Annotated in this window: 20 protein-coding genes; 7 read left to right on the top strand and 13 right to left on the bottom strand. The window is 30.3% G+C overall.

The window, feature by feature from the left end; genetic code table 11:
* The first annotated feature begins 49 nt into the window (after positions 1 to 49).
* The 5 genes from AC5SLL_RS04545 to AC5SLL_RS04525 are packed head-to-tail and all read left to right on the top strand — an operon-like array spanning position 50 to position 5,140.
* Complete coding sequence (locus AC5SLL_RS04545) at positions 50 to 955, top strand: DMT family transporter (RefSeq protein ID WP_494586256.1); 906 nt, start codon at positions 50 to 52, stop codon at positions 953 to 955.
* A gap of 9 nt (positions 956 to 964) precedes the next feature.
* Positions 965 to 2,182, top strand: a complete 1,218-nt coding sequence (locus AC5SLL_RS04540) for an aminopeptidase P family protein (protein WP_494586255.1) — start codon at positions 965 to 967, stop codon at positions 2,180 to 2,182.
* Positions 2,183 to 2,185: 3 nt separating this feature from the next.
* Complete coding sequence (locus AC5SLL_RS04535; RefSeq protein ID WP_494586254.1) at positions 2,186 to 3,298, top strand: serine/threonine protein kinase; 1,113 nt, start codon at positions 2,186 to 2,188, stop codon at positions 3,296 to 3,298.
* 2 nt (positions 3,299 to 3,300) lie between these two features.
* Positions 3,301 to 4,353: a threonine aldolase family protein gene (locus AC5SLL_RS04530; protein ID WP_494586253.1), complete on the top strand. Its 1,053-nt coding sequence runs from the start codon at positions 3,301 to 3,303 to the stop codon at positions 4,351 to 4,353.
* 10 nt (positions 4,354 to 4,363) lie between these two features.
* Positions 4,364 to 5,140 carry an MOSC domain-containing protein gene (locus tag AC5SLL_RS04525; protein ID WP_494586252.1) on the top strand — a complete coding sequence of 259 codons (777 nt, stop codon included), beginning with the start codon at positions 4,364 to 4,366 and terminating at the stop codon, positions 5,138 to 5,140.
* On the opposite strand, the gene AC5SLL_RS04520 is transcribed toward AC5SLL_RS04525, so the two are convergent.
* The 5 genes from AC5SLL_RS04520 to AC5SLL_RS04500 all read right to left on the bottom strand — a co-directional run bounded on the left by AC5SLL_RS04520 (position 5,137) and on the right by AC5SLL_RS04500 (position 9,250).
* Complete coding sequence (locus AC5SLL_RS04520; protein WP_494586251.1) at positions 5,137 to 5,364, bottom strand: hypothetical protein; 228 nt, start codon at positions 5,362 to 5,364, stop codon at positions 5,137 to 5,139. The genes AC5SLL_RS04525 and AC5SLL_RS04520 overlap by 4 nt on opposite strands.
* Positions 5,365 to 5,463: 99 nt before the next feature.
* Entirely contained in the window at positions 5,464 to 6,453 is a 990-nt protein-coding gene (locus tag AC5SLL_RS04515) for a hypothetical protein (RefSeq protein ID WP_494586250.1), read from the bottom strand.
* A gap of 10 nt (positions 6,454 to 6,463) precedes the next feature.
* Positions 6,464 to 7,687: a hypothetical protein gene (locus tag AC5SLL_RS04510; RefSeq protein ID WP_494586249.1), complete on the bottom strand. Its 1,224-nt coding sequence runs from the start codon at positions 7,685 to 7,687 to the stop codon at positions 6,464 to 6,466.
* 252 nt (positions 7,688 to 7,939) lie between these two features.
* Positions 7,940 to 8,443: a hypothetical protein gene (locus tag AC5SLL_RS04505; protein ID WP_494576404.1), complete on the bottom strand. Its 504-nt coding sequence runs from the start codon at positions 8,441 to 8,443 to the stop codon at positions 7,940 to 7,942.
* Positions 8,444 to 8,764: 321 nt separating this feature from the next.
* Positions 8,765 to 9,250: a YajQ family cyclic di-GMP-binding protein gene (locus AC5SLL_RS04500; protein WP_494580308.1), complete on the bottom strand. Its 486-nt coding sequence runs from the start codon at positions 9,248 to 9,250 to the stop codon at positions 8,765 to 8,767.
* A gap of 141 nt (positions 9,251 to 9,391) precedes the next feature.
* Between AC5SLL_RS04500 and AC5SLL_RS04495 the strand changes: the two genes are divergently transcribed.
* Together AC5SLL_RS04495 and AC5SLL_RS04490 are read left to right on the top strand one after the other, a co-directional pair.
* Positions 9,392 to 9,598, top strand: a complete 207-nt coding sequence (locus AC5SLL_RS04495) for a SlyX family protein (protein ID WP_494586248.1) — start codon at positions 9,392 to 9,394, stop codon at positions 9,596 to 9,598.
* A gap of 11 nt (positions 9,599 to 9,609) precedes the next feature.
* Positions 9,610 to 10,794, top strand: a complete 1,185-nt coding sequence (locus AC5SLL_RS04490; RefSeq protein ID WP_494586247.1) for a BaiN/RdsA family NAD(P)/FAD-dependent oxidoreductase — start codon at positions 9,610 to 9,612, stop codon at positions 10,792 to 10,794.
* Between the two features lie 10 nt (positions 10,795 to 10,804).
* Here AC5SLL_RS04490 and AC5SLL_RS04485 read toward each other — a convergent pair whose 3' ends face one another.
* From AC5SLL_RS04485 to AC5SLL_RS04450, 8 genes are read right to left on the bottom strand one after another with little or no spacing between them, the layout of a single operon-like run.
* Complete coding sequence (locus AC5SLL_RS04485) at positions 10,805 to 12,103, bottom strand: MFS transporter (protein ID WP_494586246.1); 1,299 nt, start codon at positions 12,101 to 12,103, stop codon at positions 10,805 to 10,807.
* A 58-nt stretch (positions 12,104 to 12,161) separates the two neighbouring features.
* Positions 12,162 to 13,022, bottom strand: coding sequence for a DMT family transporter (locus AC5SLL_RS04480; protein WP_494586245.1), 861 nt, complete (start codon positions 13,020 to 13,022; stop codon positions 12,162 to 12,164).
* Positions 13,019 to 13,948, bottom strand: coding sequence for a glutathione synthase (gshB, locus tag AC5SLL_RS04475; RefSeq protein ID WP_494586244.1), 930 nt, complete (start codon positions 13,946 to 13,948; stop codon positions 13,019 to 13,021). The genes AC5SLL_RS04480 and gshB overlap by 4 nt, the downstream gene beginning before the upstream one ends.
* Positions 13,938 to 15,233, bottom strand: a complete 1,296-nt coding sequence (locus tag AC5SLL_RS04470) for a glutamate--cysteine ligase (protein ID WP_494586243.1) — start codon at positions 15,231 to 15,233, stop codon at positions 13,938 to 13,940. Before AC5SLL_RS04470 ends, gshB begins: the two co-directional genes overlap by 11 nt.
* A 17-nt stretch (positions 15,234 to 15,250) precedes the next feature.
* Positions 15,251 to 16,732 carry an amidophosphoribosyltransferase gene (gene purF / locus AC5SLL_RS04465; RefSeq protein WP_494586242.1) on the bottom strand — a complete coding sequence of 494 codons (1,482 nt, stop codon included), beginning with the start codon at positions 16,730 to 16,732 and terminating at the stop codon, positions 15,251 to 15,253.
* Entirely contained in the window at positions 16,686 to 17,231 is a 546-nt protein-coding gene (locus tag AC5SLL_RS04460; protein ID WP_494586241.1) for a CvpA family protein, read from the bottom strand. Before AC5SLL_RS04460 ends, purF begins: the two co-directional genes overlap by 47 nt.
* Before the next feature lie 7 nt (positions 17,232 to 17,238).
* On the bottom strand, positions 17,239 to 19,623 hold the full coding sequence (locus AC5SLL_RS04455) for an efflux RND transporter permease subunit (protein WP_494586240.1): 2,385 nt from the start codon (positions 19,621 to 19,623) through the stop codon (positions 17,239 to 17,241).
* 21 nt (positions 19,624 to 19,644) lie between these two features.
* The gene (locus AC5SLL_RS04450; RefSeq protein WP_494580324.1) at positions 19,645 to 21,063 is read right to left on the bottom strand and encodes a replicative DNA helicase; all 1,419 of its coding nucleotides are present in this window, start codon (positions 21,061 to 21,063) and stop codon (positions 19,645 to 19,647) included.
* Positions 21,064 to 21,121: the final 58 nt, after the last annotated feature.

The raw sequence follows: 21,121 nt of genomic DNA, 5'->3' as shown, positions 1-21,121 counted from the left end.
AAAGCTATTTTGTTGTAGTCCTAATTAATACCTATTAAATAATCTGAACATGGATGAATTAAAAAATGAAAAGATAGCCATACCTGTTGTCTTATTGGCTGGGCTTATTTGGTCTTTTGGACCTTTAGTTGTCAGATACATGGATCAACCCAATCTAGTTCCATGGCAGTATATCTTTACAAGAGGATTAACTATTTTTTTAGTCTTAAATCTTTATCTTTTTTTTGAAGAGGGCAAAGATTTTTATAAAAATTATTTCAAAATTGGTATTTCAGGAGTTGTAGGTGGCACAGGACTTGGTATTGCAATGATTACCTTTATTTATTCAATCACGAATACAAGTGCTGCAGTAACTTTACTTTGTTTAGCGGCAATGCCATTTTTTACAGCTTTATTGGGTTTTTTATTCTTAAAAGAGAAAATTTCTTTAAATGTTTGGATAGCAATTATAATTGCAACTATCGGCATTATAATTATTGCATTTGGAAACACTGAACCAAGTTCTTTATTGGGGCTTATTTTTGGTATGACTTCTTCTATAGGCTTTTCAGTTTTCTCAGTAAGCCTTAGATGGAAAAAAGAAACACCAAAATTTACAACTGTAGCTTTTTCAGGTTTTTTCTGTTTTGCCGTTGCAACAATTGTAATCCTAAGTAATGATATGCAATTTTTATCTTCAAGCCATAATGGTGCTTTGTTTTCTTTGCATGGAACATTAGTTTGTATGGGATTAATTTTATATTCAATAGGCTCTAAAGCTATTCCAGCAGCAGAACTTACCTTGCTATCGTTAACTGAAGTTATAGGTGGAATTTTTTGGGTTTGGATACCAATTTTAGGTATTAATGAGATACCATCAACCAATACTATAATAGGTGGCTTCTTTCTTTTTATGTCTATCATCTATTATAGTTTAACAATTAAATCCAACCGAAGATTTATAGCTTTAAATTAGAAACTTTAGATGGAAAGACCAGATTTTTTTACATTACACAATGGTGATAAAGCAAAACTACCATTCACTGATAAGGAGTATCAAAATAGAGTTAATGGATTAAGAGAAGCAATGAGTAAAAATAATCTTGATATGATTATTTTAACCTCAATGCACAATATTGCTTATTACACTGGATTTATTTATTGTTCATTTGGTAGACCTTATGGCTGCATTGTAACAGAAAATAAAATCTCAACTATTTCTGCCAATATTGATGCTAGTCAACCTTGGAGAAGGTCTCACTGTGATAATGTAATTTATACTGACTGGAAAAGAGATAATTTTCTAAAAGCAATAGTTTCTATAATTGGTAGAGACGAACCGCCAAAAAGTATTGGTATAGAAAATGATCATGTAACTATTGATATTAAAGAAAAACTTAACTCTATTTTTACTTTTTCAACTTTTAGTGATGTTTCACAAGACTTAATGAAGCTTAGAATGATTAAATCTAAAGAAGAAATTGAAGTGATTAAAAATGGAGCAAGAATTGCTGATCTTGGAGGAGAAGAAATTGTTAAACATATTAAAGTTGGAGAAAGTGAACTTGAAATAGCAATTGCAGGCCGAGATAAAATGGAGCGAGAAATTGCCAAAACATATCCAGATGCTGAATACATGGATACTTGGGTTTGGTTTCAGTCTGGCTTAAATACTGACGGTGCACACAATCCAAAAACTAATCGAAAATTAAAATCAGGTGATATTTTATCTTTAAATACTTTCCCAATGATTTCAGGTTATTACACGGCACTTGAGAGAACTTTATTTGTAAATGAAATAGATGATGCATCATTGAAAGCCTGGGAAGCTAATATAAAAGTTCACAAAAGAGGTTTAGAGTTAATCAAACCAGGAGTTAAATGTTCTGACATCTGTCATGAATTAAATGAATTATTTGCAGAATTAGGCTATCTACAATACCGAACATTTGGCTATGGACATTCTTTTGGAGTTTTATCTCATTTCTATGGAAGAGAGGCAGGACTAGAACTTAGAGAAGATATTGATACGGTATTAGAAGAAAATATGGTGGTTTCAATGGAACCCATGATCATGATACCAGAAGGTAATCCTGGTGCAGGAGGATACAGAGAACACGATATTTTAGTTATAGGAAAAGATAGTGCTGAAAATATTACTAAGTTTCCTTTTGGACCAGAACATAATATTATCAAATCCTAAATTATGAGTGATAAGACTATAGTTAGCAGTTGGAACGAATGGGATCCTTTAAAACATGTAATTGTTGGTAAGGCTGAGGGCACTTGTATTCCAGCACCAGAACCTGCATTAGATGCAAAGGTTCCAGAAGACAGTGATATGCGAGGTCAGTTTGGACCAAGAACTAAAGATACAGTCGATAAAGCCAATCAATTATTAGATGATTTTTCGAGCATGCTTGAAAAAAGAGGAATTAAAGTCGATAGACCAGACCCAATAGATTTTAATCAAAAAATTTCAACACCAGATTGGCAAGCAGAAACAATGTTTGGCTGTATGCCTCCACGAGATGTTTTGTTAACTGTAGGCAGTGAAATTTTAGAGGCGACAATGAGTTATCGATGCAGATGGTTTGAATACCTATGTTACCGACCATTATTACAAAAATATTATAATGACGATCCAAATATGAGACACGAGTCTGCGCCTAAACCAAGGTTAACGGATGCAGATTACAGAAAAGATTATTTATCAGATAAAATTGGTATTCAAAAAAGATTAGAATGGACTGAAGACAAGTTTTTTGTAACAACTGAAGAAGAGCCATTATTTGATGCAGCAGATGTTTTAAGATTTGGTAAAGATTTAGTAGTACAGCATGGATTTACTACTAATCTTAAAGGCATAGATTGGCTTAAAAGGCATTTCAAAGATCACAGAGTACACGCTGTAAATTTTCCAGGTGATCCTTATCCAATTCATATTGATGCAACCTTTACTCCTATTAAAGAAGGATTAATCATTAATAATCCTCAAAGAAGATTGCCAAAAGAACAAAGAAAATTATTTGAAAATAATGGATGGAAAATAATTGATAGTGCTCAGCCGGCACACAATGAACCACCTCCATTATGTTATTCTTCTACTTGGTTATCAATGAATGTATTGGTGCTTGATCCTAAAACAGTGTGTGTTGAAAAAAGTGAAGTATATCAAGCAGAACAATTAGATAAATTAGGAATGGAAGTAATCCCCGTTGATTTAAGAGAGGCATATGCATTTGGTGGAGGTCTCCATTGTTGTACAGCAGATGTTTACCGTGAAGGTGAACTTAAAGATTATTTTCCAAAACAATAATTATGGCAACAATTAAAACAAAAAGAGAGCGAGTTAAATTCGCCTCTGACAATGTCGCAGGAGCTTGTCCTGAAGTTTTAGATGCTTTAATGAAAGCTAACGAAGGAGATAGTGCACCCTATGGCAATGATGATTACTCTAAAGTTTTACAGGAAAAATTTTCTGAAATATTTGAAAAAGAAGTAATTGTTTATCCAACAGCATCAGGCACTGCCGCTAATGCTCTTGCATTATCAACTATGACACCTGTATTTGGTAATATTTATTGTCATAAACTAGCTCATATTAATACTGATGAATGTGGTGCTCCTGAGTTTTATACGGGTGGTGCTAAATTAATCCCTTTAACTGGCATTAATGGTAAAATTACTCCTGAAGAATTAGAAAAAAATATTAGTGGAACAGGTATTGTTCATCATACGCAACCCTCATCAGTAAGTATTACACAGGTATGTGAAACAGGTGAGGTTTATGAATTAGATGAAATTAAAAAAATAGCTGATGTAGCACACAAACATAAATTAAATATGCATATGGACGGTGCAAGATTTGCTAATGCGTTAGTTGCTCTTAATTGTACACCTGCTGAAATGACATGGAAGTCAGGAATAGATGTTCTATCTTTCGGTGCCACAAAAAATGGTTGTATCGCAGCAGAAGCAATTATTTTTTTCAAACCAGAGTTAGTGGGTAATATTTCTTTTTTAATGAAGCGAGCAGGGCACCTATTATCTAAAATGCGTTTTGTCTCTGCCCAATTAGATGCATACATTTCAAATGATGTATGGTTAAAAAATGCTAAACAAGCAAATGAAATGGGTAAAAAGCTAAGTGACGGTTTAGTGAAACACAATAGTATAAAACTTGCTTACCCAACACAAGCCAACGAAGTATTTGCAAAATTTCCAAGAGAAATGATTGAACACCTAAATTCACTTGGGTATAAAATGAATGAAGATGAGCTAGATGGCCAAGCAGTTCGTTTAGTTGCTGCATGGAATACTCAAAATTCAGATGTTGAGAGTTTTCTTGAAAGTATAAATCAATCTAAATAAACCTTAGAGAATGAGTTTAACTATTTCATCTCTATATTTTTCCCCAATTAAATCACTGTCTTTTCAAAATATTAAAAAAGCAACTATTAAAAAGCAAATTGGAATTTTACACGATAGAATTTTAGCATTTTCTAGAGGAGTGGATCTGACAAAGGCAAAACAAATAGAGCAAGATCCAACACAAAGAGAACTAATTAATTTTATGACTTTAAAAAATACACCTGCACTTAATAAATATAATTTTGAACTCAAAGATAATTGTATTTATTTATCAGAGGATACAAAAGAGATTATCTGTTCATCAATTGATAGTGAGGAGCAAAGACAAGAGCTTGCTAATAAAATTATTGAGCTTGAAAAAGATTTACCCCAGCCAAGTTATTTGCTTAAAAATGAGGCTTATCCCTTTTATGATACTACAAGTGGTGAAAGTGTGTCGAACACCATCTCACTGATAAATTTAAATAGCATTAAAGATTTTGAGTTAAAGATTAATCAAAAAATTGAGTTTGAGCGTTTTAGAGGAAATATTTATATCAAAGGTTTAAAAGCTTGGAAAGAAAGACAGTGGCTTGGAAAAACTATTACAATTAATGGTACTCAATTTAAAGTCTTAAGACATATCCCGAGATGTTCAGCAACGAATTTGAGAATTAATTCAGATGAACAAGATATCAATCTACCTTTAACACTCAGAAGAAATTATAATCATATGGATATGGGGGTTTATTTGCTGCCCTTGGAGGATGGAGAAATTTTTGAAGGAAATGAAGTTTTTTTATCTTAATTTGGATTGTCTTTTAAAAAATTAATATAATCTACAACTTCATCGTACTTAGTGTCTGGAATATCTTTATAACTTGCTTGAAATTTATTTTTTACACACAAGGCAACATGTGCGTAGGGGTTTCTGCCTTTAGGATGATTTGGATGACTGGGAAGTTGTCCTAGTAAATAAAGTCCGGCTTCCTGTATCAAAGTCCACAGTTTACGCCGGTTTTCTTCGTTCATACTAGTCTAATCATTGTTTTATCTCCTTCCAGGTATAGTTGCAGGTATAGTTGTCCTATAAAATCCTATAACCCAGAACTATGATCCCTTAAAGTTTTTTCATAAGTTTTCTTTTATGAATTTAACACTTTTAAGAAGCATTTTATTATCTACTTGATGTCCTAAGTTTTTTGGGCTTTCAAATTTAACATTATCTACAATTTGATTTATGTATTTTTGAGAATTTTTCCACATCACGGTATTAACTTCTAAAGAAACAGGACTTGATTCAAAAAGTAGCCCATCTACAAAAAGTTTTTTTACTATTCCAAACTCTTTATCTGTTAAATCTTCAGCACCTTTCCTAAATGGATTTGATTTATCTTTTGTTCCTTGCCAGTAAAATTGAGGTGTATTTTTGTATTCTTCTAGATTAAATTTTTTTCCAGTAATTTTTACAAAATCATACGTTCCAATAGGGTATATAGTTTCAATTCCATTAATTTTATCAGCTGGAACAGGTAGCAAACCTCCTATTCCTCCACCAACTGCAACTGATACTCTGTCTGGATTTAAAAAAGTAAATCTTGCTGCAAATAGAGAGGATGATGAAAAACCAGTAAAAATAACCTTTTCATTTATACTTTGGTTATTTTCTTTCAACAATCTTTCTCTTGCATCGTCAATCATGGCAATTAACTGCAAATCAATTCTTTTGTATTTATCATTATTTATTTTTATAGTGTCGCTATCTAATTGAGGAAAATAATAATGCCATTTTAAATTAGGTAAATCTTTTTCAATTTCTTTAGTAGCGAATGGAAAAACAGGCATTAATAAAGGGAAATTTAATTTTTTTGCAATATCAGAACCCAAAATCCAACCCAGAGACTTTTTAGCTTTACTGGTCATATCTTTTATTGATTTACCGTTACCAGTGTTATTTGACTCAACAATTAAATATTTTGCATCTGAAGTTTTTTTTGAAGTTTTTAACAAATAAGGAAAATTAAAACCTTTTTCTGGATTAGCTTTAACCACTATTGTTTTAGAATAAGCATTCTCACTCAACAACAAACCCAGAACAACGATCCCTAAAAGTTTTTTCATATTTTTTACTTTACTGTGTAGGTTTGATAACTTGACAGTCCGCATTATGTACACGGCTGTTTATAAATTTTTTGAAATTATCAGTTTTTTTAAGACAATATACTGAATAAGGATCCCATGAATCTTTTGCTGTTGGAGTTAAGTAAACACTCTTTGATAAATCAGGGCAATCTTTTATCCCATGAAGATAGTAAGTATCATTTTTGCTATCAATTATTGGGTATATTGTATTTACTGCTAAGACATCTGATCCCTTAACATGAGCACCATCATATGTTCTTTTTCCACAACTATAAGATGCTCCTTGAGTATGAAATAACTCATGAAGAATTACTTTATCCTTTTCTGTAACACCAAAAGACATCCCTGCAGGAGTAAAAATTGTTGTTATAGGTGGTGAACCAGAACCTCCATGACTATCTCCTGCTTTAGCTTTAAAACCAGTAAATATTGCATAAGTTTTTTTTGGATTATTTAAATAATTATCTTTAGACAAGAATCCGTAAATCAATCGTTCTGGATATTTTGGAAGCCCTGCTTCTGTCAAATCTATTCGAACAAAAGTAATATCTATCTTTCCATCTTTTCTATAATCAAATTTAAATTTTTGACCAACACCATTAGATTTTTTATTTTTTTTTGACCATTTCTCAAATTTATTATTAACAGTTGTTAATCTTTTTTCCAGCCAGCCATTAATATCAATTTCTTTATCTTTAGAATCTTTAGCTAGTACATAAAAAAAATGAACTTGATAATCATCATTAACATCAGGTTGATCTTCAAAAAATCTACCTGGTTTTTTATCAATTTGTGCTTGCTTTTCTTGTTCTGCTTTTCTTTCTGCTATTTTAGTTTTTGCTATAGTTGATGCTTTAGCCTTGTCGTATTTCCAAACAATTTCTTCATTAACTGCATACAAATAACATTCTTTGCCTGTATGTTTCTTAGCAGATTTCATACATTGTTTATATGTTTTCTTATGAAGTTTTTCTAAATCCTTACCTTTATTAACTGCCCAGGAATATAGGTCATAATTACAACTAGCATAGAGAACACCAGTTTCATTTTTTTTTATCAATTCTTTTAAATATTTTTTTATAAGTTTTTTGTGTTGAAATTTAAGCCCTCTATCACACCCTGCAATAGACGTTACTCCAGGTTCATTAACACCTGCATAAGCACTCCCACTGAACAACAAACCCAGAACTATGATCCCTAAAAGTTTTTTCATAATAAAATGTTATCAAAAACCTCTAGAATTGACTATTTGATTTATCTCTAAAAAGTATAGTTGCAGGTATAGTTTTTTGATTAAATTGATGAGTCTGTGGGCGATTTATTTTTAATGAAAGTTAAATAGTCCGCATAACTAGTGTAGGGTAGTGTGGAGTAGTGTGAGGTAGTGTGTCCCGCTAGCCCCCCAAATAATCGCCAGCTTCCTGTATCATTTTCCAGAGTTTACTTGCGTTTTCTTTATCCAAGTTTAGTTTTGAGAGGTTTTGTCAATTTTAAAATTTTCTAAAGCTGAAGTAGTTACCTCTGAGTCTTGATTGTTATCTATCTCTTTTTTTGCAAATTCTCTTTCTTTAAACTTCTGTTCTTTTATTAATTCTTCTTGTAATTTTAATTTTTGTTCTTGGTCAAACTTTTCTTCCCATTCTTTCAATTTAATATTTTCAATTTTTTTCTTTAATTCCTCTTGCTCTCTTAATTCTTTTAAAAATTTTTCTTTTTTTCTTCTTTCCTTTAATTCTTTGTTTTTTTGTTCTTCTTCTCTAACTTTTAAATCTAATTCTTTTCTATTTTGCTCTTCTTCTTTAAGCTTAAGCTCTTTTTCTTTTACTCTGAGATCTTTGTCAATTTGACCCAAATCTTCATCTTTTTTAATTAGTCTTTTATTTTCTATTTTAATAGACTCTTCTTTAATTTTTAATTCTTTATCTTTTAAATTTAATTTATTATTTTCTTTTTCAAGTTTTTCTTTCAAAATTTTTAATTCTTTTTGTTCTTTTAAAATCTCATTTTTTTCTTGAAGTTTTTTTAGCTTAATTTCTTTGATTTTTTTCTTTTCTAAGTTTTGTTTATATTTTGAATATGCATTACTTAAAGTATTGGTGGTAATAGAAGCTAGCTTTATTAAGCTAGACTTATTTTTTGAAGATTTAATTTTCTTTTTTTTTTATTTTTTAAAGGCATATTTTAAAAAATTATTTGATCAAAGAAATTATTAATATTCAACTAGATTTATATTAATTTTTTTAAATACTGTCTAAAATGAGTTCAACCTATGATTGCTATTTTATGATTTTTAGTCTCTAAAGTTTACAAATTCTACAGGAAGACCAATATCAATTCCTCTAATGGCCGACATAGCTTCTTGAAGGTCATCTCTTTTTTTTCCTTCAACTCGTAGTTCTTCCCCTTGAATTTTGATTTGAATTTTAAGCTTTAGTTTTTTTATATCAGCTATAATTTTCTTAGCATTTTCTTGGTTAATACCCTCTTTAAGTTCACTAACCTGTCTAATAGATGAACCTGCTGCATTTTCTGAATTTTTTACAACAATTACTCTTGGATCTACTTTTCTTCTAATTAGATGAACTTGTAGCAATTCGTTAACTTGTTTTAACTTCAATTCGTCTGGTGCTAAAGTTGTGATTACTTGGTCCTTTCGCTCAATTGAGATATTAAGTCCCTTAAAATCAAACCGATTACCAATTTCTCTCAAGCAATTTGCTAAAGCATTATCAAATTCCTGGTGATTAATTTTACTTATTACATCAAATGAAGGCATAACTTTTTAATTGCTAATACAATAATGTATTTTTTAATTAGGGCAATCTCAATTAGCTCTATTTTAATGAAAGACAAATTATATCAATCAAAAAAGATCCAATTCTTGTTTTATCTCAAAAGTCACATAAATTAACATTATATGGAAAATTTAGTTAAAAAATTAGAAGAACAAATTAGCTTTCTCCAACACGAAATATCACAAATGAGTGAGGAGCTGTACTCCCAACAAAAAGAAATTAAAACTTTAAAACAGGAAATTTTAAATTTAAATAAAAGAATTAATGAGCTTAATGACGGATCAGACGCAAATATTATCACTGATAATAAAAAACCCCCTCATTACTAATTGAAAAAATAATGAATACAGAAGCCTATGATGTAATTATAGTTGGTGCGGGCGCTGCTGGCATGATGAGCGCTATAGAGGCTGGCAAAAGAGGTCGAAAAGTTCTTTTAGTGGATCACTCAAAAAAAATAGGAGAAAAAATTAGAATATCAGGAGGAGGGCGATGTAATTTTACCAACATTCATACAAAGCCTAATAAATTTATTTCTCAAAATCCAAAGTTTGTCATATCGGCATTAAATCAATATACACAAAATGATTTCATCAATTTAATTAAAAAACACAATATAAAATTTCATGAAAAGAAATTAGGACAATTGTTTTGCGATGAAAGTGCACAGCAAATTATTGATATGCTGTTGTTAGAATGTGAAAAAGCGAATGTAGTACTTAAAAAAGAAGTAATTGTTGATGATGTTGGAAAAAAAGATGAAGGGTACTTTATAACCACAAACTCCAATCAATACATTGCAAATTCCTTGATCATAGCAACAGGCGGTTTATCTATCCCTAAAATTGGTGCTAGTAACTTTGGCTATGAAGTGGCTAAGAAATTTGATCTAGATATTGTTGAGACATTACCAGCGCTAGTTCCTTTAACGTTTAGTGAAAAAATTCTTGCTAAATGTAAAGAGCTTGCAGGCTTATCAGTTGAAGCTGTGGTTTCGTTTAAAAAGACATTTTTTGAAGAGGGCATGTTATTCACTCACAGAGGTTTAAGTGGACCCTCTGTATTGCAAATCTCTTCATATTGGAAATTAGGAGATAATATTAATATAAATTTAGCCCCAAAATTAAATCTATTTCAATCATTAGAGAGCAAGAAAAAATTGGAACCAAAAAAAGATATAAATTTAATCATTTCTGAAATTTTACCAAAACGTCTTGCACAAATAATATGTAAAGAGAATGAAGTTAATGGTAATATTTGTGAATTATCTTCAAAAAAAATTAAACAATTAAGTGATGCTATAAATTCATGGGCAATTAATCCCACTGGCTCAGAAGGATACAGAACAGCAGAAGTTACCTTGGGAGGTGTAAATACTAATGAATTATCTTCAAAGACAATGATGGTTAAGAAACATCCGGGCTTATTCTTTATAGGAGAAGTAGTTGATGTTACTGGTCATTTAGGAGGTTATAATTTTCAATGGGCTTGGTCATCTGGATTTGTTGCTGGGCAATACGCCTAAATAATCTTATTTAAAAATTAGTAACTTGTGTATCTTCAGTTTTTTTAGGTTCATCTATATCTTCTGTACTAGGACTTAATTCTATTCCAACTGGTGTAATAGTTGATGGCATTGCAACGAACTGAGAGTCAGGATTCTCAATAACTTTTCTTATTGTGTTTCTATACAAGCCAAATAAACCAATAAGTATATGAAAAAATATTATAAAAACAAAAAATCCATTTAATCCAACAATATTCATAAAAATTGAACATAAAAACGGACCACTCATAGCGCCCATACCAAACGTAAATTGTAAACTAGCACCTGCTGCAACAAATTGTTCTTTAGGGATAAAGTCATTGGTGTGAGCGAGAATTAAAGAAAACATTGGCAAACTACAAAATGAAAATAAAATTAAGGATAAATAAAACCAAGTTTTATTAGTCGCTAATTCTCCAGGTAAATACATTTGTCTTGAAGCTAGAATTGCACAAAGCGCAAAAAAAGCTGCTCCAAAAGTTGAATAGATGATTACTTTTCTTCTATCAAATATGTCAGAAATTTTACCTATGGGCCATTGAGATACGGCACCAGAAATAGCTAATAAAAAAGTTACAACAGAAATTTGAAAAATTGTAAAATTCATTGATGCAGCGTACACCGCAAGTAATGTAAATAAAGCTGATTGAATGGTTCCATAAAAAAATGAACTAACCATTCCAAAGGGAGATGCAGCATAAACATCTTTTAAACTCATTCCTTTAACTTTTTTAAAGGTGGGGGGCTTCTTTTTAGTTAGTAAAATTGGTACCAGTGCAGCTGATGTAAGTACAGAAATTAAAATAAATGGCTCAAATTTAATTGGATCACTAAAATTTAAAAGAAACATACCAATTCCCATGGCACCATATAAAATAACCATATAGATAGAGAGAATACTACCTCTATTTTTATTAGTCGCTCTATCGTTTAACCAACTTTCAGTTACAGTATAAATTGAGACCATGCTTATTCCAGTGAGTACTCTTAAAATAAACCAGATATAGGGATTAACAAAAATTGAATGCATTAAAACAATAAGTGATGCAATAGATGCAAATGCTGCAAATACTCTAATGTGTCCTACGCTTGCTACAATATTGGGTATAATTTTTGCACCAATGAAATATCCAACAAAATAGCCTGACATCATAAAGCCAGTTGCCATTAAACTAAATTCTTCTGCAACCGCTCTAACACCTAGCAGAGAGCCTTGAAACCCATAGGCCATCATTAGAAAACCCATGCCCGTAAAAAGTGCCCAAGAATTCTTTAATACTTTATTCATAAATTTGACCGTACATATTTCCCATGTACTTTTAAATCAAGTCTTAAATGTGATTTTATTATGAGTTTTTTAGCTTGATAAATGAGTGAATAGCTATGGCTGTTATGATCACAACTCCACCTTGGATCGTCTCAAGGCTTGGTTGCTCTTTAATAATCAGCCATACCCAAATAGGGCCTATAATGGTCTCAAGTAAGAAAAATAAATTAACCTCAGCCGCAGGTATAAATCTTGGAGCAATCGTAACCAGCACAAAAGGGATTGCCACACATAAAATACACATTAAAGGTACTATAATTTGATCATTGCCAACTAGAGCAAAGGTTTCTATAAACATTAGAGCAAATAAAGCCACAATTAACTTACCAATTACTGCGGCAGGTATTAAATTTTTATCTTTTGCAGCTCTAATAGTAACTGCGCCAACTGCCAATCCTAGAGCAGTTATAAGACCTAAAATATCGCCAAAAATATTACCCAACTGAATAGAGTCGTAAAATATATAAATTGCAGCCATAAAGGTTACAAAAATTGCAATCCAAGTTTTACGATCAGGCATTTCTTTTAAAAAAATACCTCCTAAGACTGCAGATAACATGGGTGCCATTGCAATCATGACTAAAGTATTAGCAACATTAGTATTTTGTATAGAGACCACAAAGGTAATATTGGTAACGGAGAATGTCGCTATGTAAAGTAAACCATAATAACCACTAGCAAAAAGCATTTTAAAAAAGTTAATTCTATAGATTATTAACATTCCTAAAAAAACAGTAACAAAAGGAATTAAGCCTCGATAAAATACTAAGCCCCAAGTATCAACATTAGAAAGCCGAATAAATAAGCTATCGGGGGTGATAAACATTACTGCAACAAATGCAAGTAATGAACCTTTTTGTTGATCAGTTAAATTTTTCAAGCTTTTAATCCTTTCCAAAAAACCTTAGCAAGATTTATATTAGTTAGGTCATAATAAGTTTTTAAACCTGTCGGAGAAGTTACATTAATATCTCCATTTAATTTTTGATCGATAAAATCAATACCAGAAAAATAGACATTATTTTTCTTAAGGTCTTTTGCAATTATAGTTGAAATTTTCTTTTCAACCTGTGTTAGTTTAATTGAAATAGGAACTGCACCTTTGCTCATATTACTTAAGAACGAGCCTTTTTTAGGAACTCTAGAAATGGCACCAGAAATTTTACCATTGATAATAAAAACTCTTTTGTCACCAAACTTAATTTTAGATAAAAATTTTTGACACATAATATGCCCGTGTTTTTTTATAAAATTTTCAACCAATTTTTTATTAAGCTTACCCTTAATAAGATGAATATCATTTCCACTAAAACTATGTATGGGTTTAATAATCATTTCTTTATATTTTTTAAAAAATTTATAAACTTCCTGAAGGTCTCTAGTAAAAATAGTTGCTGGCATAAATTTTTGAAATTTTGCTGAATATAATTTTTCAGAAACATTTCTAACTGACGTTGGATTATTAATAACCTTAACTTTATTTTTTATTTTATCTAAGATGTAGGTTGTAGTGATGTATTCTAAGTTAAAAGGAGGGTCTTGACGTATTAAGATATATTTACACTTTGAAAGATCTAAAGTTTGTTTACTTTTAATCTTAAAAAAATTTTTATTTGTATAATTAAATTCTATAAAAAAACCTTTAGCTAAAACCTTATCATTGATAATAGATAGATCCTTAGGGTCATAATGGAATATTTTATAATTTAATCTTTGAGCCTCTACTGCTAAAAATACACTTGTATCACTTTTTGGATTTAATTTTGAAGGATGGTTAGCTTGAATACCAACTATTTTATTTGTCATATAAGTCATTTAAATTTTCATTTTTAGAAAATTTATTTATCATATGATCTGCGTTTGTTGTCTTATTATCAATTAATTTATCTAGGTGATTTAAAAATTTCACTTCACTTTCTCCAGATTTACTTAAAACATCTCTTGTTTTAAGACCTTTTTTAGAAATCCCAAGTAAAATTGAAGACCAGTAAAGTAAATCTTTACCCATTAATTCTGTATTAAAACCTTTTTTTGGAGCCTCAAGGTAGGCATTAATAATTTTGTTTTTATCCCACTTAGAAATTAAATCATATGCTTCATCTAAATTACCATACAAAATTCCAGTGTTAAAAGCTGGACCTGAACATAAGCAGTCCCACCCACAAGTATCCATTGATCTTAATTCAATATATTTTTTTAATCTATTTTCAGTAAAGATTGTACTCAAGTGTGTTGTTAGATCATCTTCAGTAGGAACTCTGTTATTGATCTCTTTAATTTTGCCATCCATAAAATCTTGAAAGGAATAATTGTTTCCAGATAAGTACTCTTTATTGTCTTGAATAAATAAAAGAGGAAAATTCATTGCAAAGTCAGCATATTTTTCAAAGTCCATGTTATCAAAAAAAACTTTAGGCAATCCACCTCTAGAGGTCTCTTGCCAAACTTTTGATCTATAAGACATGTAACCACTATTTTTTTTTTCAACAATGGATGAGTTTGCAAAAAGGGCAATAGATATAGGAACTATTGAATTTACAACCTTAAATTTTTTAATAAAATCTTTTTCTGAATCGTAATCTAGATTTAACTGAGTACCACAAGTTCTATACATCATATCTAAACTTAAGGGCCCACCATTTGGCATATCATTAGTCATTACTATATATCTTTGTTTTGGATTGTTTGGCACTTCTGCTCGTGTTGATATTGGATCAAAACCTGAACTTACAATTTTTAAATCAAATTTTTTAGTAACCTGTTGTAATTCAAATAAATAGTCATGAGATTCTGCACAAGCCTCATGAATGTTATTAAGTTTATCACCTGATAGCTCAATTTGATTTCCAGGCTCAAGAGTAATACTTTTTCCTTGTTTTTGAAGTCCAATAATATTTTGCTTTTCCATAATAGGCTGCCAACCAAATTCAGTTAAAGCTGAAAACATTTTGAGTATAGTGGGGTAGTCGATACGTTTATTTGTTTTTTGATCAAATAAAAATTTTTCATGTTCAATTCCAATTTTAAAGTTCTTAACCTCTTTAATACCGGACTTGAAATAATTAATGATATTTTCTTTATGAGTGATCATATTTTATATATAGAAATTTAATTATTTGATGCTGTGCTTAAAAGAGATAGTTGTGTAATTTTATCATCACCTAAGATATCGATTGGTTTAACAGGATATTCACCTGTAAAATAATGATCTGTAAGTTGTGGATAAATTTCGTCTCTTTTTTCAAATCCCATCGCTCTATACAAACCTTCAATTGATAAAAAGTCTAAAGATTTAGCACCAATGAATTCACAAATTTCATCATTAGTTTTATTAGCCGCTAATAATTCTTTTTTAGTTGGAGTATCGACCCCATAAAAATCAGGATATTTAATTTCTGGGCAAGCAATTTTTACATGAACTTCTTTAGCTCCCGCATCATATAACATCTTAACAATTTTGTGAGAGGTCGTTCCTCTTACTAACGAGTCATCTATTAAAATAATTCTTTTGTCTTTAATCGTAGATTGATTAGCATTTAATTTTAATTTAACCCCAAGACTTCTAATTTTTTGACTAGGTTCAATAAAAGTTCTACCAACATAATGATTTCTAATTAAGCCTAATTCAAAATTTATCCCTAAATGTTGGGCAAACCCAAGAGCTGCTGAATTTCCAGAATCTGGAACAGGCACTACTATATCTGCTTTAATTTTATTTTCTTTTGCAAGTTCAATACCAAACTTTTTTCTATACTCATAAGCCGATTTACCATTTAGTAAACTATCTGGCCTTGCAAAATAAATATATTCAAAAACACAAGGGCGAACTTTTCTAGGAGGAAAAGGTTTAATACTTTTTAATTCGTTTTCTTCAACATAAACAACTTCGCCATTTTCAACATCTCTAATATATTTTGCGCCAATAATATCTAGCGCACAAGTTTCAGATGCAAATACAAAACTATTCTTAATTTTACCAATCACCAATGGTCTTATTCCATGAGGATCCCTAACACCGATTAAAATATTTTGGGTAAGCATAACTAAAGCATAACCACCTTGAATTTGAAAAATTGCGTCAATAATTTTATCAATAGTTTTATTACGCTTTGATTTTGCAATGAGTTGGACAATAGTTTCAGTATCAGATGTCGTATGAAAAATTGCACCATCTTCAACCAATTTATTTCTTAAGGTAATGGAGTTGGTTAAATTTCCATTATGCGCAACACCTATGCCTCCTGCATTAGTGTCAGCAAAGAAAGGCTGAATATTTCTTAAAGTGTTTTCACCAGTTGTACTGTATCGATTATGACCAATAGCATAGTTACCAGGTAGACTATTTAATACTTTTTCTTTATTGAAATTATCACCCACCAAACCAAATCTTTTTTCAGAATGATATTTTTTGCCATCAAAAGTGACAATTCCACAACCTTCTTGACCTCTGTGCTGTAAAGCATGTAAGCCTAAGGCAGTAAGTGCCGCAGAATCTTCACTATTGCTGACACCAAAAACTCCACACTCTTCTTTTAATTTTGGATTATATATCTTCAATTTTTTCTTTAGAATTTTGGTAACTTTTTTCATTTGGAAATTCTTTTACTAGATAATTACTACCTTTTTCAATGTATGGAAAGGTGTATGATTTATCAATGTTAATTGACCATTTGTTATAATTATAAACAATATCTATGGCTGTGAACAAACAAACACAGATTATATAGCTTCTAATAAAACCAAAAAATAAACCAAAAATAGAATCGAGTCTTCCTAGTCCAACAAACTTAATAGTTTTACTGATTGTTCTATTGGCAATTAAGATAATGAATATAACCAAAATAAAAATCACAACTCCAAGGGTTACATCAAGCACATACTCACTATCAATTATGTTTTTAAAATAGGGTTTAATTCTTGGAAATAAGATTAAAGTGACCACATAAGCCAATAACCATTTTGAAGCTGACAACAAACTTAAAACAAAACCCTTACTGTAACATTTGATGACAGACATTATTGTTATAATCAAATAGATGAGATCAATTAAAGAGATTGCTTCATAAAAATCTTTTAAAAAATCCACCATAACTGTTTTATTTTCCGAAAGGTTTACTAATTAGCAGAAGAGAAGGAAGTAGGGTTAAAACAGAAATCATTGCTAACAACATGGCTATGCCAGTGAATACACCAAAATAAATTGTAGGTATAAATTTAGAGAAAACTAAAATTGAAAAACCAAATACTATTGTAATTGAAGTATTGAGTATTGCAACGCCAACAGTTGAGTGACAAGTTTTAAGTGTTTTATTGTAATCGTTAGTTTTAGTAAACTCTTCCTTAAATCTGTAGATATAATGAATACTATTATCGACAGCAATACCTATGGTAATGGCAGCGATAGTGATAGTCATCATATCAAGAGGTATTCCAAGTAGCCCTATAATTCCTAAGATAAAAAAAGCTGCAATAAAGTTTGGCACAACTCCAATTAAAGATAATTTAACATTTTTAAACAAGATTAAAAACATTATAAAAATTCCAGTCATTACTAATCCCAAAGTTAGTATTTGAGATTTAAATAAGCTTTGTAATAAATTATTAAATAAAATTAAAACACCACCTAGTTTAAATTCCTCTTTACTTAATTTTAATTCATTTTCTAAATCATAATTAATTTTATTTATTAAATCATTTCGTCTTAATCCTTCTTTAGAGTCGATAATTCTTAAGCTTATTCTTGCTTCATTATCTTTAATTGAAATATATGGATCTATAATCTCTTTTTTAATACCTTCTGGGATCTTAGAATATAAAACACCCATCTCTAAAGTTCCTAATGGCTTATTATTATTAAGCTGGGTTGCAACTTCGATAATGGAACTAAAAGATAAAACCTTACCGATTGCCGGTAAACTATCTAAATAATTATGAACAGACTGAATTTTATCGATTTTATCTTTAGTAAACCAATATTTTTCATCATCTTGACTCTCTTCATCGTCCCAACTTTCAAATTCATCATCCTCACTTGATTTTTCTTCTATTGGTTTAGGAAATTTTAAGATTACCTCCAAAGGTGTGGTGCCACCTAATTTTTCATCAATTAGTTTCATACCTTTATAAATTTCAGTGTTCTTATTAAAATAATTTATAAAACTATTTTCAACCTCAAGACGGCTTATACCAAGGACACTTGCAATTAAAATAAAACCAGTAATTACAAAAATAATACTTTTATTATTAATAGATATTTTTCCAAGGAAGGCAGTAATTTTTGAACCTTCATCTTCTTTAATACTAATATTATTATTAGACATGAAGTTAAGAAGTGTTGGCAGCAGCGTAAAAGTTATAATAAATGAAGTGATCAAACCAAAGGTCATCATCCATCCAAAATCTATAATAGGTTTTATGCCACTAAATATTAATGAAAGGAAAGCACATATTGTAGTTAACACGGTATAGATAATTGGCCAAAACATTTTACCAGTGGTCATTGAGATAATCTTAAAATTATCTAAATTTGGAAAATCATTCTTTAGCTGTAGAAAACGAGTACTCATATGAATATTCATTGCCATAGTTAAGATCAACATCAGCGCAATAAAGTTTGATGATATAACAGTTACTTTCCAACCAAGTAGACCGAGCAATCCAGTCATAATCAATACAGAAAAGAAACAGCTACTAATTGGAACAATGATCCAAATTAATTTTCTAAAAACAAACCAGAGTGTTGCGATGATAAACAATAGAACTCCTAGGCCAAATACAATAATATCACTTTTGATAAATGACATCATATCATCGGCAATCATAGGGATACCACCTAAGTAGATCTTACCTATATCTTCATAGCTTTTGATAATCTCTCTTATTTCAGTAATGTTTTCATGATTTTTCTTCTTTAAAGTATCTTTATAAATTTCTATTTCTTCATCAGTTTTATTTTCTAAATCTTTTAAATCATTCTTTTTAATATAAACAATTATTCCACTAGTATTACCATCTTCACTGATAACAAAATTTCTAAAGACAGGGCTGTTTAATATTTCTTTAAATCCCCGCTCAGTATCAACACCCTTATCTTTTAGAGTTGTAAAACTTTCCAATCTTTCTTGTAAAGGTGCTTCTGAATTATTTAATAAAGGAATATCTAGCAAGGTTACTACACTATGTACCCAGTCTAGGCTTTGAATTTTATATTTAAGACTTAAAAGATTATTAATTGAAGACTCTGTAACCATTCCTTCATTAGGAGAGTAGGTTAGAACTAAAAATTCTTTAGAGCCATATCGTTCAGTAATTTCTTGTAAATATTTAAGATCAGGATCTCCTTCAATTAAAAGGGTTTCAGATGAAGCATCTAATCTAAAATCTTTTGAAAAATAACCAAAACTTAGCAACGTTATTATAAGCAATACAAAAATTGATTTTGGATTCTTTAATATAGTGTTTTGGTATAAATGAGATAGCATTTAAGACTAATATATTTGATATTAGTTACTTTGAGTATCTTTAAATTTAGTAAACATTGCCTCAAATTCTACCATGATATTACCTGTTGGCCCGTGTCTTTGTTTTCCAATAATAAGTTCGGCTAAATTTGATACTTCATTCATTTTAGCTTGCCATTCTGCATGCTCAACGGTTGCTGGTCTTGGCTCTTTTCTTTCCAGATAATAAGCTTCTCTGTAGACAAACATTACCACATCCGCATCTTGTTCAATTGATCCTGATTCTCTTAAATCTGACAATTGAGGTTTGTGATCATCTCTTTGTTCAACAGCTCTTGAAAGCTGTGATAGGGCAATAACTGGAAGTTTAAGTTCTTTTGCCATTGCCTTAAGGCCTTGGGTGATTTCAGAAATTTCCTGAACTCTACCGTCTCTATTTCCAGAAGATCCTCTCATTAATTGAATATAATCAACTACAATTAAATCTAGACCAAATAATCTTTTAATTCTTCTTGCTCTATTACTCATTGCAGCAATACTAATTGCTGGAGTTTCATCTATATAAAGAGGTAACTCAGCTATGTTTTTTGAAGTTTCAATAAATTTATCAAACTGTTCATCTGATATTCTTCCACGTCTTATATCATTTGATTTAATTCTTGATTGCTCTGCTAGAATTCTAGTTGATAACTGCTCTGATGACATCTCTAGAGAAAAAAAAGCAACTGATGATTTCTTTCCAGCTTCTTGTAATTTTTGAGCAGCATTGAAAGCTATATTAGTTGCAAGTGCAGTTTTACCCATTGAAGGTCTTCCAGCAATAATAATTAAATCAGAATTATGTAATCCACCTAACCTATCATCTAAATCTCGAAGACCCGTTGGCACTCCAACAATTCCTTCATCATTCTTATAAGCAGCAGAGGCCATTTCAATGGTTTGCTTCATTGCTTCATCAAATTTAATTAAAGATGAGTTGAACGAACCTTTTTCAGCTAAATCAAATAATAATCTTTCTGAGTTTTCAATTATGTTTTGACCATTAGTATTAAGGTCATTTATTTTTGCAGCATCAATTGTATTTTCAGAAATTTTAATTAGTTCACGTCTGACGAACATGTCATAAATAATTCTTGAATACTCAATTGCTTGTCTTGAAGATGTTGAAAATTTTGTAACTTTAACTAAGTATTCAGGTACATTAATTTCATCTTTTTCATTTTCAAAATAATTCTTTAAGGTGATAGGGTTTGCGAGCATCCCTTTGTAAATAAGACTTTCGATTGCAGAAAATATTTTCTGATGCATTGGATCATAAAAATTAATACTTGAAACTACTGTATTAATTTCATCAAATATTTCATTCGACACCAAAATAGATCCGATAACTGATTGCTCAGCTTCGATGTTGTTTGGTAGCTCTTTGAAGGTATCTTTGACGATGCTTAGATTATTTTCCATTAATAAATCTTATCTGAAAAATGATTTTAACAAATAACAAATATATGCTGGGGAAAAA

This window comes from Candidatus Pelagibacter sp. PS_43 (genome assembly GCF_059417795.1).
This window is presented reverse-complemented; position numbering and strand designations above follow the sequence as displayed.

Coding starts and splice junctions, on each gene's coding strand:
- AC5SLL_RS04460 (WP_494586241.1), bottom strand. CDS start 17,231: ATGGTGGATTTTTTAAAAGATTTTTATGAAGCAATCTCTTTAATTGAT.
- AC5SLL_RS04535 (WP_494586254.1), top strand. CDS start 2,186: ATGAGTGATAAGACTATAGTTAGCAGTTGGAACGAATGGGATCCTTTA.
- AC5SLL_RS04540 (WP_494586255.1), top strand. CDS start 965: ATGGAAAGACCAGATTTTTTTACATTACACAATGGTGATAAAGCAAAA.
- purF (WP_494586242.1), bottom strand. CDS start 16,732: ATGAAAAAAGTTACCAAAATTCTAAAGAAAAAATTGAAGATATATAAT.
- AC5SLL_RS04515 (WP_494586250.1), bottom strand. CDS start 6,453: ATGAAAAAACTTTTAGGGATCGTTGTTCTGGGTTTGTTGTTGAGTGAG.
- AC5SLL_RS04485 (WP_494586246.1), bottom strand. CDS start 12,103: ATGAATAAAGTATTAAAGAATTCTTGGGCACTTTTTACGGGCATGGGT.
- AC5SLL_RS04495 (WP_494586248.1), top strand. CDS start 9,392: ATGGAAAATTTAGTTAAAAAATTAGAAGAACAAATTAGCTTTCTCCAA.
- AC5SLL_RS04545 (WP_494586256.1), top strand. CDS start 50: ATGGATGAATTAAAAAATGAAAAGATAGCCATACCTGTTGTCTTATTG.
- gshB (WP_494586244.1), bottom strand. CDS start 13,948: ATGACAAATAAAATAGTTGGTATTCAAGCTAACCATCCTTCAAAATTA.
- AC5SLL_RS04490 (WP_494586247.1), top strand. CDS start 9,610: ATGAATACAGAAGCCTATGATGTAATTATAGTTGGTGCGGGCGCTGCT.
- AC5SLL_RS04520 (WP_494586251.1), bottom strand. CDS start 5,364: ATGAACGAAGAAAACCGGCGTAAACTGTGGACTTTGATACAGGAAGCC.
- AC5SLL_RS04450 (WP_494580324.1), bottom strand. CDS start 21,063: ATGGAAAATAATCTAAGCATCGTCAAAGATACCTTCAAAGAGCTACCA.
- AC5SLL_RS04525 (WP_494586252.1), top strand. CDS start 4,364: ATGAGTTTAACTATTTCATCTCTATATTTTTCCCCAATTAAATCACTG.
- AC5SLL_RS04455 (WP_494586240.1), bottom strand. CDS start 19,623: ATGCTATCTCATTTATACCAAAACACTATATTAAAGAATCCAAAATCA.
- AC5SLL_RS04530 (WP_494586253.1), top strand. CDS start 3,301: ATGGCAACAATTAAAACAAAAAGAGAGCGAGTTAAATTCGCCTCTGAC.
- AC5SLL_RS04510 (WP_494586249.1), bottom strand. CDS start 7,687: ATGAAAAAACTTTTAGGGATCATAGTTCTGGGTTTGTTGTTCAGTGGG.
- AC5SLL_RS04470 (WP_494586243.1), bottom strand. CDS start 15,233: ATGATCACTCATAAAGAAAATATCATTAATTATTTCAAGTCCGGTATT.
- AC5SLL_RS04500 (WP_494580308.1), bottom strand. CDS start 9,250: ATGCCTTCATTTGATGTAATAAGTAAAATTAATCACCAGGAATTTGAT.